This is a genomic window from Alteromonas sp. 4NH20-0104 (assembly GCF_057547795.1).
Window position 1 is genome coordinate 42,222 of sequence record NZ_BAAJLP010000016.1, and the last position, 13,450, is coordinate 55,671.

Here is a 13,450-nt window from a genome sequence, read left to right on the forward strand (position 1 = left end):
CACATTAATAAAATAACCCTACTGCTATTAATAAGTTAAGGAGAATCTCTTGCTCGTTTTAAAGCCCAATTGCGAAGGATGTGATTGCGATCTGCCGCCCGATGCGACAGAAGCGATGATTTGTTCTTATGAATGCACCTTTTGTTTAGACTGTGTCAATGACTTACTGAGTAATGTTTGCCCGAATTGCGGAGGCGGTTTTACGCGGCGGCCCGTCAGGCCAAAAACAGCGCGCCGTGATGGCGTTAGCCTGTCTCATCAACCGGCCTCCACAGCGCGGGTAAAAACCACTAAGAGCCCGGCCGAAATCAAAGCCTTTGCGGCGCAGGTAAAAGCGATTCCGCCCTGGCAGCGTTAAGGCGCGACGAATTAAATTTCGCCGATGTATTCACCCAGTTCAACCACCTCAAACTGCGCGCCGGGAGAACCGGATACATACACAGAGCATTGACCCCATGATGAGGGGATGTGCCATTCTGACTTGCTCACCGCCGTATAGCGAGAGAGCTTGTTATCACAACGGATCTGCACTTCATCCAAATCGCCCTCGGCAATATCAAGCGCAAAGGCATTACGACTAAGCTGATGGAATAACCGCCCTTCCTTGTTAATACTCGCTTTACGCACCATGGGCTCGGTGCCCTGCACCAACGCTTTTACTTTCTCGGCATAAGGGGCCAGTTGCGCCAGTTTTTCCGGCTCGTCATCAAGCAGGGTTTCCAGCCTGGAATAGGCTTTCATTGCTTCGTTGTACTCACTTTTTGCAATGGACAACACAAACTCGCGTTCCAGCAAATAATGGGCGGTTGATTCGCGAATGGCATCATTGTCGATAGCCCGTGCGCGACGCACACTTTTTAGCTCGCGGTCCGGATCATCAATGGCTTTGGCATAATGAGAGTCTGCCAGCCAGAAATAGGCGCTCTCGGTATGATTCCACAGCTGGTCGTCCTTCATCTCGGCAATCAAGGCTTCAGCCAGGGCCAAATCTTTATTGTTTATAGCCTCTGCAACGTCCTTATAACGCCGCATAAACTTGCGGGTAACCCCTTTGGAACCGGACAGTCTGAAATCAATTTGCACCATGTTTCGGCATTGTTGAATCACTTCGCCATCCTGGGTGGCAGGACTGTACTGCCAACGTTTAATGGCTCGCAGTGTGGCTTTTTCAAAGGCTTTTAATCCGCTGGAGTCCTGTACTACAGGATCTTCCACTTCGCCATCCTTGTTGATCACGAAACTCACTTTCACCCAGCCTTCCTGACTTTTTCGGGCCGACGAGACCGGATACTGAGGGTCCACCCGTTTAAGCGGCTGGGCCTCCACAACGGTAGCGATATGTTCTGCAACTGGTGCTTCTGACTGTGCCAGGCTGGCGGCAGAAAACAAGGCGAATGCTAAGGGAGCAATTTGATAAGATGAGGGGCTGCGCATGGAATCATTCCTTCCTTAAAATGATTTAATAAACATCACCATAGCTGATAAAAGCGGTAACTTCAACGACCCTGACTGAATGCGCGGTTTTTGCCTCAATCTCTAACGGCGGGATCAGATATCACGAGACCAGCGTAAAAATAACCCCAGCGACATCAGCAGCAAACTGGCTGCCACTACAACCGCTACCGGATAGAACAGGTTGCCGGCAAGATCCAGCTGACTGTACTTAATAATCATAATCAGGCCTTCCAGCACCAGAGCAATAACCACCACGCTGACAAAGCGGGTAACGGTGCGGCGAATGGACATAAACAGGTCGTCTTCCTGATTGTGCCGGTACTCCTTAAAAATGCCCATAGCCAGCTCGTAGGTCGCCAGGGCAATAAATAAATCATTCACGGCCTTAATCACCGCCGACACAAAATCCTTGTCCGGAGCAAAGCCCTGATAAAAATGCAGCCCCGCCATCACAATCATCGTAGCCGATACGCACATAAAAAGGCCGGCAAAAAATCGCGCTGAGATATCTTTCAGCCATCCATTACGCAATACATCAGACATTTGCTTTATCTCCTTGTGGTTCAGCAGGATCAGATTGGCTAGCCACCAGCTTGTTTAGCAGTGCTGGCAATAACGTGAGGTCAGCCACCAGCGCCATAATCATGGCAAGCGCCGTCAGCAGTCCGAAATACACACTGGGCAGAAAATCAGAAAAACCAAACAGTGAAAACCCTACCGCGATGACCGTAGTCGTCATTAAAATGGCCAGTCCACTGTGTTTAAAGGCTTCTTCTGCAGCAGGCACCGCCTGCCCACTCCCGGCCTTTAACCCGGCCATGTAGCTATGCACAAAATGTAAGGTGTCGTCCACTGCGATCCCCATGGCAATGGCTGCAATGGTAATGGTCATAATATCCAGCGGAATACCGGCACAGCCAATCACGCCAAGAATTGCCAGGGTGGTTAATACGTTTGGCAGCAAGGCAATAAGCGCCACTTTAACAGAGCGGAAAATCAACAAAAACACCAGCCCCAGAGCCACATATACCAGCCCCAGCGTAGTAATTTGCGAGTCAAATAAGCGACTCAGAATATCCTGGTATAACACGAATAAACTGGTTAACTGATACTGTTCACTCTGGATACCCGCCGTAGCCAGATCCTGTTTTAAATTATTCAGAAACTGTTCGCGATCAAGGCCTTCGGTGGTGTCCTGTACGCGAATGGCCACTCTCAGGCGCTGGTCCTGTTCAGAGAAATACGCACCGACCAACTGATTAACCACCTTCTCGTTAAGCAAATAGTAAATGCTGGTCAGTTCGTATTCGGTAAGCGGGCGGCCATTATTAAGCTGGGTGGCCAGTTCGGTAAAATTCGCCAGCGACGTTACGCTACCAGTGGCTTCAAAAGCCGTCACGGCTTGCTGCACTAATTGCAGTTGATTCACACTGTCGGCACTGATGATTAATGACGGATCGTCTGGTTTATCGGTAACATCCAGAATGATATCCAATGCCGTAGTACCGCCAAATTCCTGATCAATATACGCCAGCTCACGGTGCACCTGGGTATCGTCAGCGAAATAATCAATAAATGAGTTTTCCACGTTAAGCCGGGTGATCCCTACACTCAGGGCAACAAATACCAGACCCGTACCAACAATGGTTATACCCGGTTTATTAAGCGTTAGCTGACGGCTGCGATGTAAAATGGTACGGATAAAGGAATAATCATCAGCTTCGCTGCCGGCGGGTAATAAGGCTAATAATGCCGGAAACAGAATAAGACTCACCAGTTGTGAAATCACCATGGCTATTAGCATCATCAGGCCAAAGGAAATCACCGGCTCCAGGCCGCTGAATAGCAAAGCGGCAAAGCCTACACTGGTGGTAAGCGAGGCAAAAAAACACGGGCTGAGCTTGTCTTTAAGCATCAGCTCAACGCGATTATGCTGGTCGGTTTGCGGTTTTTCACGGGCGATGTAGCGATAGCTGCCAAGCATATGGATCATAACTGCCAGGGTCAGAATAATCTGGAGCGCCACAAAGTTAGCCGAGATCACTGTCGCCCTTAAATCTGCCCAGCCCAGTGCGCCAATTGTCAGGGTCACACTCAGGCCACAACTTAATAAGGGGAACACCACCCATTTCACCCGGCGGAACAATATAGCCAGAAGTAACGCCACCACCAATGCAATAGCGAGACCAAAGATCACCAGATCGGATTTGATAATGTCAATCAGATGCTGTCCGACCACGTAGGAGCCGCCCAGGTAGGTATTTGCCCGTTGATTGATGGGCTGAGTGATTTCGTTAAGCTGTTTGATTTCCTCCTTGCGGGTTTGGGTTAACTGCTCCCGCAAGGGTTCCGCCTGCGCTTTCAGGGCTTCGAGCTGTTCCTGCTCCTCTGCACTGAGTTCGCGGCTTAGCAAATTTGCCTGGATAGCGGTAATTTGCTGCTCAATGTCGACCAGCTCAGGGTTCGGCTTAAACACTATCTGAATAGAGGTTGCCGTATTGTCGCGGTTAATCAGCAGGTCGGTAAAAATAGGATGGCCACTCACCAGAGCTTTCATCTTTTTGGCGGAATAGTGCTGCTGCTGCCAGGTTAACTCACTGACTTCGGTCTGACCGGTCAGCGCCTCAGCACTGTCAATAAGGGGAACTGTCAGGATTGAAGTAACACTTTCAACCCGTGGGATCTGTTTGATTTCCTGCTGCAACTGGCTCAGATCGCTGAACGTTTGCTCACTGAACACATCGTGCTCGCGAGGTTCATAAGCCAACAGGATAAACTCGTCGGGACTAAAAGTTTGCTGCGCGACCTGAGTCTGGATGTAGAGTTTATTGTCTTTTACCAGCAAAGTGTCGGCCGATGCCGCAATTTTAAATTTACCAACGCCGGTTAAGGCTCCTGCCAGTAACACGGTAAATGCAATTACCACCGCCCAGCGCCATTTTACAATGCCTGTAGCAAGCGTACTAATCAGTCGATTCTTCATACAACGAGTCCCTGGCCTGGCCCTGCAAATACTGATTACGGAAGTACAAATAGGGATCGTCGGCGTTTTGATACAAATTTTGGTAGGTTTCTGACTGCTCGGAAAAATCGTCGACACCATCAAAGGCTCTGAGTTGATAGTTTTGCGGCGAATCTGCCACGTGATTAACCGGGTGAATAAACCCTTCCGTCATCACCGAAAAGCCGCCTCTGACATCACTTTGTCCGAGCAAGGGCAATACCAGATAGGGGCCCGAACCAACACCGTAACTTGCCAGCGTATCCCCCACTGAGCGTCGTTTTGGATCGATTTCAAACCAGCTCGTGGCCGGGTCAAATAAGCCGAGCAGCCCGACCGTTGAATTAATTAAAAACCGCCCCAGGTTTGAACCCGCATCAGACACTTCGCCGGAAAACAGGTTATTTAAAAGATTCAGAGGCTCACGCAAATTAGCGAAGAAATTACCTACAGAAGAACGCACGGGACCTGGTACCACCGTTTTATAGCCGTCGCTAACCGGAATTAAGACATATTCGTAGGCCGCATGATTGAAGGCAAATACCGAGCGATTAAAACCTTCCCATGGGTCATTGTATACTGGCGCAGTGGTTGGATTGACCGCCGGAGCATTGGCTACCGACACCACCGCAGGTGTGATATTCAGCTCCCCCTGAGAAGTTTTCAGGGTGACGTTCTGGCCGGCGCTAAGCTGCTCTTGTGGGGTAGCCTGAGAACGGTTGGCCTCCCTGGATGAGACGGCCTTTTGCCCGTTCTCAGGGGGGGGCGGTACCGAAGAACATCCCGTTAGAGCCAGCAACGCGGCCGGGAATACAACTTTATAAAACATAACTGCCCTGTCCGGTTTTCATCTGATGATGACGCAAAATATTGCTGGCCCGCTGCACCGCATCATCGCGGTTATACTGCCAGTTCTGCTGTTCGTAGGCCCGCGCCTGACTGATGTAATGCATAATCCGTTTGAGCCGCAAAGTGTGCATGCGTTTGGCGCTGTCAAATTGCGTAACAGCAACGCTCGCCTCCAGTTCCTGAAGGGCCGCTGAATGCAATCGCATCTGCATTGCGGTGTCACTGCCAGCCCATTCGGATACCGAACGATTGACGGTTTGTGACACGGTTGTTGTTTGACTGGCTGCCAAAACACCGCTGCAAACCAGTAGAGATCCTAATGCCCATTTGGTTAAATTTCGCATAGTTATCACCACGGTTGTTAGAAAATTAGTGCTTACAGAGCGTCGGCTGTTTGCGTCCAACTGCGCTGCTCAATGTTTTGCTACTCACGGATTCTTGCACTTGCTACCGACGATTTTGCTAGTCGGCTTCCTGCTTCTCTGAAGCTGACAGATTAACTTCATACTCACTGGGATGGGCCGATTCTTCGTATCGTGCAAACCAGTTGAAAATGCCAGGTTTATGATCAGGTGTAGCGGGATTTTTTTCGGTATTATTCATGTGCAGTTCCATGCAAAAAGGCGGTCAGCCAGGATGACTCACCGCCATTAGATTTATTCTGATTCGACCACTGAAAGCTGATCGTCTACGGATTTAACTTCAGAAGCGTTTTTGGCAATTTCTACCGCCAGAGCGCGCTCTGCTTCACTACCAACGGTCCCTTTAAGAGTGACTTCGCTGTCTTCAACATCGACGTCGATGTCCAGACCCGAAATGTCACTGTCCATCAGTAAGCGGGATTTCACTACCGTGGCAATTTTGGCGTCGGTTAAATCGTTTGAGGTTTCTTCACTGATCATTTCCTCGTCATCGTCCTCAAGGATGGTCAGACGGTTATCAACCGAAGCAACTCCCTCGATGCCGGTGACCAGTTCTTCGGCCAGTTTCTTATCAACGCTGCTGTCGACTTTACCGGTCAGAACAATGACGCCTTCCTGAACGTCGGTATTGATGTCGAAAGAATTGAGATGAGTATTGAACAACAGTGTCGCTTCAGCTTTACCATCGATCCAGGCATCCTTGGCCTTATCTTCCCATTTTGAGTCAGCTAAAGCCGGACCAGCGGCTGATGCCGTAATAACACCTACAACCATTAAAGAAAGTACTGAACGTTTCATAATGTCGCTCCGATTGAGAATTCGAAGTGACTGTTGCGAGATTCAGGCCAATATTTAAGGTATTGTTTTAAAAGGATTTAATTAAAAAGAAAGATTTGGGTACGCAATTAAGTGTAGCGATTTCTCGACACTATGAAGAAATTACCCAAAAGTATAAGGTCAGTCGTTACCCACGATAGCTTTAACCGACGCGCAGATATTCTCACGCTTCTTAAAATAACTCAGCGCAATAAGGCTGTTGTCTTCCGGCCAAATGGCTTGTTGCAACAGGGATTTATCTTCATCGGTTAGCTGACTGTCATCAATCTGTATCGCTACTGCTTTTTTATTCGGCGTTAGCACGTGAGGCTTAGCATCTGTCACCAGGTGATCGGCCACAAATAAAAATCGCCGGGCCACTGGGTCCTGAACCACACCAATACGCTTGTGGTAATGAATAATCGCTGGCCAGCCTTCTGCAATTCGACTTTGATAAAAAATCAGGAAGGTAAATAGCAGCAGGACTCCTAAGGTCATTGTCACGAAGGTATCAGATAAATCCGGAGCAACCGTGACCAGACCGCCAATAGCCGCCACAAACACAACCCAAAAGCCAAACACTCTGCGCAGTACATAGGGTGACACGCCAGCAATCACTTTTGCGTGTTTAATTTCTTGTGGTGCTAACTCCAGTAGAGAGACCTGACTTTTTGCGTTCACTTTAGGTGCTTCAGCGGTTTAGATAGGGTGATGCTTGTATCTTACCTAAATGACCGTCACGCACAATGATTATTGCTCGGCAATTTAACGCCTAACGCATGTTTTTACAGGAAATTATGACAATGTGGTCAACTCGTTAACATAACTGCTGCGCATTTAAGCAATCACACTGAGTGCGGGTGAATTTGAGCGACAGTGGTCGGCAGAGCAGTTAAGCTCGCCGCGCAAAATGAAGTCCTTTGATTCCTGTAGCTTTTTTGACCTGCATCAGTATGCCTGTTTTCTTCTTCGGTACACTGAGGTCATGCCTGAAGTCAGCGAAACCGACTCAGGTGTTTCTTCTTTAATGACTCCGTCCGGATTCATTTATGCATTTTTAGAAACAATGTGTTCTTCATTAAGCATATATCGCCACTGTGAATATTCGTACATTACGTGGCTGATTTTTCATACTCAAATTAATGGTTTTTTCTATGCATGCATTCAACATCAAAACCCTTGCTGCAGCGGGGCTAACCTCGGCACTGTTTACTTCGCCAGTGTCTGCCGTCGAAATCTATAATCAGGGCGAAGGCGAAAACAAAGCCGTGGTCGCCATCGGCGGGTATGTCAAGATGGACATCCGTCATGTCAATGGTGACATCGCCTATCAGGATTACTGGGTAGCCAATTACCCCGGCGGCGAGCCTACCGAAACCTCTCATACCGGCTTTAACGTGCGAGAATCCCGGGTCAACCTGAAAGTCGATTATGGCGATATCACCGGCTTCGTTGAAATTGACTTCTACGGCGGTGGCGGCAACGAAATTATCAGTAACTCTTCAAATCCGCGCCTACGGCATTTGTATTTCACTTACCAGAACTGGACTGCTGGCCAGGCCTGGAGCACCTTTATGCCGGTTCGTTCGATGCCCGAAACACTGGACTTCGGCGGCCCGTTTATTGGCGAAGCCTTTATGCGGGCGGTGTTGGTGCGCTACACCTACGACAATTGGGAATTCGCCCTGGAAAACCCCGAAACCTGGGGCGATGGGGATATTGGTACGCCTTCCAGTGCCATCGGATTGAGCGGCGATGACGCCGATGCGGATGAGTCGATACCCGATCTCGTAACCCGTTACACCCATACCGCAGAATGGGGTTGGGTAGCCGTGGCAGCAATGCTTCGCCAGGTAGATGAAGGCGGTATCGATGAAACGGCATTTGCCGCGAATCTGGCTGGCGTAATCAACATCTTCGAAGGCGACGATTTTCGGTTTCAGGTAACTGGTGGCAAACCCGGTCGCTATGCTTCTGCCGCCATGACACCGGATATTGTGCGCAACCCGGCCAACGATGAAATTGAAGTGGAAGAAACCCTGGCCTACAGTTTTTCATTTCGTCATCACTGGAGTGACACCCTGCGTTCAACGGCCTATTTTGGCACGGCAGAAACAGAGGTACTGGAAAAGAAACGGTCACAATGGGGTATTAATCTGATTAATCAGGTTAACAAACACCTCAAAGTGGGTGTGGAATATGGTAACTACGCCATAGACGATGAAGGGATTATCGCCGTGGATTCAGACTACCTGCAGCTTTCGGCACAAATGTCGTTTTAAGCAAAATACTGCTTTTTACGCTGCAGTGCCTGACGGAAATGCTCAACCAGCAGGTTGAGCTTTTTGTCGGGCTGGCGTGACCCCGGATACACAGCATAAATGCCAAGCTCCTTGGCAACATATGGCGACAGCACCGACACCAGTTTGCCCGCCTCCAGTTCTTCATGGATAAGCGCTCTGGGTAAATAGGCCAGGCCAAAACCGGCCAGCACGCCATGCTTGAGGGTATCGAGAGTATTAGTGCGATACCGACCCTGCACGGCCATCAGTTTATCTTCACCATCCAGGCGAAATAACCAGGCTTCGGGTTTAGTCCCCTCATACTTGTACAACAGGCAGTGATGCTTTTCCAGCTCGTCCGGATGTGCCGGTTCTCCATAGGTTTGCAGATATTCTGGCGTTGCACATACCACCCAGTTAGAATCCACCAAACGCCTGGCGACCAGCGACGAATCTGCCAGGTTAGCGGTTCGGATCGCCAGGTCAAAGCCTTCATCAAGAATATCTACCACCCGGTTAGTCACCCGAAGTTCTACTTCAATGCCCGGGTATTGTTCGCAAAACTCAACTAATGCCTGATTCAGCACCAGGTTGGCCGTTACCACCGGCATCGTCATTTTTATTCTACCGCGAGTGTCACTGCTGTAACCCGCCACTACATCCTGAGCGTCTTGTAGTGCCTGCTGAGCGAGTTTGGCTTTTTTATACAGCGCCTGACCGGCGTCAGTAAGGCTCAGCTTGCGAGTAGTGCGATACAATAGCTGTACGTTGAGGGCTTTCTCCAACCGGGCCACCCGCTTACTGACCACCGACATGGTAATTTCATACTTAGCCGATACCCGTGAAAATGAACCTTCTTCCACCACGTGAACAAACAGCAACATGTCATCGGCTTTGAACATTGAATTCACCCTGGCTCATTTATTAGTGCAAAAAAGGAAACAATCATATTGCATCTGAATATAGATTAACAGCCGGCACAATTGTAGAGTCCACAGCACAAAGCAAAGTCTGTTACATTATTTCTACACCGCAGAAACATTAAACTTTGGTAGCAGACCACGACAATAAATACGTACCCTTTCCGCTAAATTCACCCCGGGGTGATAATGATTCAGGAGAAACACTATGAGTGATGTCACGCTGGGCTTGCTGGCATTGTTACCAATCGGGCTTTCGGCGCTGTTACTGCTGGGCTTTCAGTGGCCGGCCAGAAAAGCCATGCCCGCGGTGCTCATCACTACCGCGCTACTGGCGTTGCTGGTGTGGGACATGAGTGGTCAACGTGTGGCAGCGTCCATTATTCAGGGGCTCATTGTTACCGTTTCGGTCCTGTGGATTGTTTTTGGTGCGATATTTTTACTTAATACGCTGAAGTATACCGGCGCGATCCAAACCATACGACAAGGCTTTGCCCAGGTTTCCCCCGATCGCCGGGTACAGGCCATTATTATTGCCTGGTGTTTCGGCACTTTTCTGGAGGGGGCTTCTGGCTTCGGTACGCCCGCCGCGATAGCAGCCCCACTCATGGTAGCTTTAGGTTTTCCGGCACTGGCAGCGGTAATGATCGGCATGATGGTACAAAGCACACCGGTTTCGTTTGGCGCAGTAGGGACGCCAATCATCATTGGCGTCAATAACGGCCTGGATGGCGCATCGATTAGCCAGCAACTGGCTCAGGAAGGCTGGAGCTGGGAACAATTTATTCAGTTGATCACGACCCAGGTAGCCATTATCCATGGCATTGTTGGCACGCTTATGCCGCTGTTAATGGTTATTTTCCTGACCCGCTTTTTTGGCCCGAATCGCAGTTGGAAAGAAGGCTTTGCGGTATTGCCCTTCGCCCTGTTTGCGGGACTCATGTTTACCCTGCCCTATGCGCTGACCGGTATTTTTCTGGGTCCTGAATTCCCGTCATTGATCGGCGGTCTGTTCAGCCTGCTGGTAGTGGTTAATGCAGCCAAGCGCGGCTTTCTGATGCCCACACAGCAATGGGACTTTGCCCCCAAAGCAGAATGGCCAAAAGCCTGGCTGGGGATGCTCGAAATCAACGCCAACGATTACGTGGGCAACCAACCTATGTCACAGTTTAAAGCCTGGACACCTTACGTACTGGTAGCGATTTTACTGGTTATATCCAGGGTATCAGGTGAAGTAAAGTCGTTACTGAGTGGTCTTAGCATTGGTATGACCGATATTCTTGGTGAAGCGGGCGTCAGCGCTGCATTCAGTCCACTCTACCTGCCCGGCGGCCTGCTGCTGATTGCCGCATTGGTCGCCATAATCTTTCAGAGCCATGGTCAGAGTCGCCAGCATACTTTTACCACAGCCTTAAAAGATTCGGGTAAAACCATTATTGGTGCCGGCTTTGTATTGATGTTTACCATCCCCATGGTGCGACTGTTCATCAATTCCGGGGTTAATCTAGCAGACCTGCCCAGTATGCCAATGAGCAGTGCGCTGTTGTTTGCCCGTATCTTTGGCGACGCATTCCCGCTCATCAGCCCTACTATCGGCGCATTAGGCGCATTCATTGCCGGTTCTAATACGGTATCGAATATGATGTTCAGTCAGTTTCAGTTTGAAGCCGCGATAAGTCTCAATCTCTCGCCAGCTGTCATAATTGCCGGCCAGGCTGTTGGCGCCGCGGCAGGTAACATGATTGCTATCCATAATGTAGTGGCAGCCAGTGCCACGGTTGGATTACTCGGTCAGGAGGGCACCACTCTACGTAAAACACTGTTACCTACGCTCTATTATGTGGCACTATCCGGCGCCATTATAATGCTGGCCATATATGGCCTGAACCTGAGTGGTCCGTTAAGCTGACATGATAATTACCGATATTCCGGGTCTGAACACAGGAGTTACACCATGAGTCATTCGCCCATTCTCTCGCAGTTTATTCAGCTCCTCGGAGAGGATAAGGTTGCTACAGGCGACCGCCGTACCGAACATTATCGTTCGGGTTGGCGCTCAGGCTCAGGCGCAGCGCTGGCCGTATTGTTTCCTGATACCCTGCTGAAGCTGTGGCAGACCCTGCAGATCTGTGTCGACAACAACTGCATTATTATTATGCAAGCCGCCAAAACCGGCCTTACCGAAGGTTCAACCCCCAGTGGCAATGATTACGACCGTGAAGTGGTGGTCATTAACACCCTGGTCATGGATGACCTTATGGTGCTTGGAAACGGCGAACAGGTGCTGAGTTTTCCCGGTACCACCCTGCATAAACTGGAAACCACATTGAAACCGCTATCCCGCGCGCCCCACTCGGTGATCGGTTCATCGTGTTTAGGCGCTTCCATTGTGGGCGGTGTAGCGAATAACTCGGGCGGCGCGTTGGTGAAACGTGGTCCGGCCTATACCGAGCTGGCCCTGTTCGCTCAGGTAACCGCTGAAGGCAGGCTCGAATTGGTTAATCACCTCGACATCGAACTGGGCGATACGCCGGAAGAAATCCTTACCAACTTAGAAAGTGGCCGTTTTGATTGCACTATTACCGCTACCAATAAAAAGGCCAGTGCGTCAGATTACAGCGAACGCCTGCGCGATGTGGATGCCGATACTCCCAGCCGCTTTAACGCCGACACCAGCCGCCTGTTTGAAGCCAGTGGCTGTGCCGGTAAACTGGCAGTGTTTGCCGTGCGATTAGATACTTTTGAGGTTGCCAAACAGGAAAAAACCTTCTACATCGGTACGAATAATCCCGATACACTGACCCGTTTGCGCCGCCATATCCTGGCTGAATTTACCCAGTTGCCGGAAGTGGGCGAATATATTCACCGTGACATTTTTGATATCGCCGCAAAATATGGCAAGGATACCTTTTTAAGTGTGAAACACCTGGGCACCGACCGGTTGCCGAAAATGTTCGCGCTTAAAGGTCGCATTGACGCGGTGCTTAATAAGATCTCCTTCGTTCCTGACTTCCTTACCGATCGTATTATGCAAGGTGTATCAGGCCTACTGCGAGAACACCTACCCGATCGTATGCTGGCGTTTCGTGAAAAATATGAACATCATCTGATTTTAAAAATGAGTGACGAAGGCATTGCCGAGGCCCAGGCCTTTTTACCCGCCTTCTTCAGTGACAATGAACAGGTAGGCGACTTTTTTGAGTGCACCGAGCGCGAGTCAGGCAGTGCCTTTCTGCATCGCTTTGCCGCCGCTGGCGCCGCCGTGCGTTACCAGTTGCTGCATCAAAAAGACGTCGGTGAAATCCTGGCGCTGGACATTGCGCTGCGTCGTAACGAACATGACTGGGTCGAAAAACTGCCCGACGAGCTGGCCGGTAAAATTGATAAATCACTCTATTACGGGCATTTTTTCTGCCATGTATTCCATCAGGACTATGTTCTGAAAAAAGGTGTGGATGCCAAAAAGGTTAAGGCAGAGATGCTACGAATACTGGACAGCCGGGGCGCTAAATACCCGGCGGAACATAACGTCGGTCATCTGTACAAAGCCGAAGAAGGCTTAGCGGCGTTCTATCAGCGAATTGATCCTACCAACACCTTTAATCCTGGTGTGGGCAAACTGGAAAAACATAAGCGCAATTGCAGTTGCTGCTAAATTGTGGTTTTCTGACGCTTTTGGGCTACAGCCGTTAAACCGTGATAAAA

Annotated in this window: 13 protein-coding genes; 4 read left to right on the forward strand and 9 right to left on the reverse strand. The window is 49.8% G+C overall.

Annotated elements, in window-relative coordinates; genetic code table 11:
• Positions 1 to 49 precede the first annotated feature (49 nt).
• Complete coding sequence (locus AC27IB_RS12715; RefSeq protein ID WP_487121297.1) at positions 50 to 358, forward strand: DUF1272 domain-containing protein; 309 nt, start codon at positions 50 to 52, stop codon at positions 356 to 358.
• A gap of 11 nt (positions 359 to 369) precedes the next feature.
• Here AC27IB_RS12715 and AC27IB_RS12720 read toward each other — a convergent pair whose 3' ends face one another.
• From AC27IB_RS12720 to AC27IB_RS12755, 8 genes are all read right to left on the reverse strand, one after another.
• Positions 370 to 1,434 (reverse strand): energy transducer TonB, encoded by a 1,065-nt coding sequence (locus tag AC27IB_RS12720; protein WP_487121299.1) that lies wholly within the window; start codon positions 1,432 to 1,434, stop codon positions 370 to 372.
• A 114-nt stretch (positions 1,435 to 1,548) separates the two neighbouring features.
• Positions 1,549 to 1,998 carry a hypothetical protein gene (locus AC27IB_RS12725; RefSeq protein ID WP_487121301.1) on the reverse strand — a complete coding sequence of 150 codons (450 nt, stop codon included), beginning with the start codon at positions 1,996 to 1,998 and terminating at the stop codon, positions 1,549 to 1,551.
• Positions 1,991 to 4,438, reverse strand: a complete 2,448-nt coding sequence (locus AC27IB_RS12730; protein WP_487121303.1) for an efflux RND transporter permease subunit — start codon at positions 4,436 to 4,438, stop codon at positions 1,991 to 1,993. Before AC27IB_RS12730 ends, AC27IB_RS12725 begins: the two co-directional genes overlap by 8 nt.
• The gene (locus AC27IB_RS12735) at positions 4,419 to 5,285 is read right to left on the reverse strand and encodes an MlaA family lipoprotein (protein WP_487121305.1); all 867 of its coding nucleotides are present in this window, start codon (positions 5,283 to 5,285) and stop codon (positions 4,419 to 4,421) included. Before AC27IB_RS12735 ends, AC27IB_RS12730 begins: the two co-directional genes overlap by 20 nt.
• Complete coding sequence (locus tag AC27IB_RS12740) at positions 5,275 to 5,649, reverse strand: hypothetical protein (RefSeq protein ID WP_296047110.1); 375 nt, start codon at positions 5,647 to 5,649, stop codon at positions 5,275 to 5,277. The genes AC27IB_RS12735 and AC27IB_RS12740 overlap by 11 nt, the downstream gene beginning before the upstream one ends.
• 118 nt (positions 5,650 to 5,767) lie before the next feature.
• The gene (locus tag AC27IB_RS12745; RefSeq protein ID WP_296047109.1) at positions 5,768 to 5,908 is read right to left on the reverse strand and encodes a hypothetical protein; all 141 of its coding nucleotides are present in this window, start codon (positions 5,906 to 5,908) and stop codon (positions 5,768 to 5,770) included.
• A gap of 53 nt (positions 5,909 to 5,961) precedes the next feature.
• A complete protein-coding gene (locus tag AC27IB_RS12750; RefSeq protein WP_296047105.1) occupies positions 5,962 to 6,525 on the reverse strand; it encodes a BON domain-containing protein in 564 nt (187 codons plus the stop codon).
• 159 nt (positions 6,526 to 6,684) lie between these two features.
• Entirely contained in the window at positions 6,685 to 7,224 is a 540-nt protein-coding gene (locus AC27IB_RS12755; RefSeq protein ID WP_296047103.1) for a hypothetical protein, read from the reverse strand.
• A 473-nt stretch (positions 7,225 to 7,697) separates the two neighbouring features.
• On the opposite strand from AC27IB_RS12755, the gene AC27IB_RS12760 reads away from it, so the two are divergent.
• Entirely contained in the window at positions 7,698 to 8,825 is a 1,128-nt protein-coding gene (locus AC27IB_RS12760) for a DcaP family trimeric outer membrane transporter (RefSeq protein ID WP_296047100.1), read from the forward strand.
• On the opposite strand, the gene AC27IB_RS12765 is transcribed toward AC27IB_RS12760, so the two are convergent.
• A complete protein-coding gene (locus AC27IB_RS12765) occupies positions 8,822 to 9,727 on the reverse strand; it encodes a LysR family transcriptional regulator (RefSeq protein WP_296047098.1) in 906 nt (301 codons plus the stop codon). The two genes, AC27IB_RS12760 and AC27IB_RS12765, sit on opposite strands and share 4 nt — an antisense overlap.
• Before the next feature lie 226 nt (positions 9,728 to 9,953).
• Here AC27IB_RS12765 and AC27IB_RS12770 point away from each other — a divergent pair, with 226 nt between their 5' ends.
• A complete protein-coding gene (locus tag AC27IB_RS12770; protein ID WP_296047096.1) occupies positions 9,954 to 11,654 on the forward strand; it encodes an L-lactate permease in 1,701 nt (566 codons plus the stop codon).
• A gap of 45 nt (positions 11,655 to 11,699) precedes the next feature.
• Positions 11,700 to 13,400: a D-lactate dehydrogenase gene (dld, locus tag AC27IB_RS12775; RefSeq protein WP_296047094.1), complete on the forward strand. Its 1,701-nt coding sequence runs from the start codon at positions 11,700 to 11,702 to the stop codon at positions 13,398 to 13,400.
• The last annotated feature ends 50 nt before the right edge of the window (positions 13,401 to 13,450 follow it).

Excerpts from the sequence above, each read along its gene's own strand:
- AC27IB_RS12720 (WP_487121299.1), bottom strand. The coding sequence starts at position 1,434 with ATGCGCAGCCCCTCATCTTATCAAATTGCTCCCTTAGCATTCGCCTTG.
- AC27IB_RS12725 (WP_487121301.1), bottom strand. The coding sequence starts at position 1,998 with ATGTCTGATGTATTGCGTAATGGATGGCTGAAAGATATCTCAGCGCGA.
- AC27IB_RS12730 (WP_487121303.1), bottom strand. The coding sequence starts at position 4,438 with ATGAAGAATCGACTGATTAGTACGCTTGCTACAGGCATTGTAAAATGG.
- AC27IB_RS12735 (WP_487121305.1), bottom strand. The coding sequence starts at position 5,285 with ATGTTTTATAAAGTTGTATTCCCGGCCGCGTTGCTGGCTCTAACGGGA.
- AC27IB_RS12740 (WP_296047110.1), bottom strand. The coding sequence starts at position 5,649 with ATGCGAAATTTAACCAAATGGGCATTAGGATCTCTACTGGTTTGCAGC.
- AC27IB_RS12745 (WP_296047109.1), bottom strand. The coding sequence starts at position 5,908 with ATGAATAATACCGAAAAAAATCCCGCTACACCTGATCATAAACCTGGC.
- AC27IB_RS12750 (WP_296047105.1), bottom strand. The coding sequence starts at position 6,525 with ATGAAACGTTCAGTACTTTCTTTAATGGTTGTAGGTGTTATTACGGCA.
- AC27IB_RS12760 (WP_296047100.1), top strand. The coding sequence starts at position 7,698 with ATGCATGCATTCAACATCAAAACCCTTGCTGCAGCGGGGCTAACCTCG.
- AC27IB_RS12765 (WP_296047098.1), bottom strand. The coding sequence starts at position 9,727 with ATGTTCAAAGCCGATGACATGTTGCTGTTTGTTCACGTGGTGGAAGAA.
- AC27IB_RS12770 (WP_296047096.1), top strand. The coding sequence starts at position 9,954 with ATGAGTGATGTCACGCTGGGCTTGCTGGCATTGTTACCAATCGGGCTT.
- dld (WP_296047094.1), top strand. The coding sequence starts at position 11,700 with ATGAGTCATTCGCCCATTCTCTCGCAGTTTATTCAGCTCCTCGGAGAG.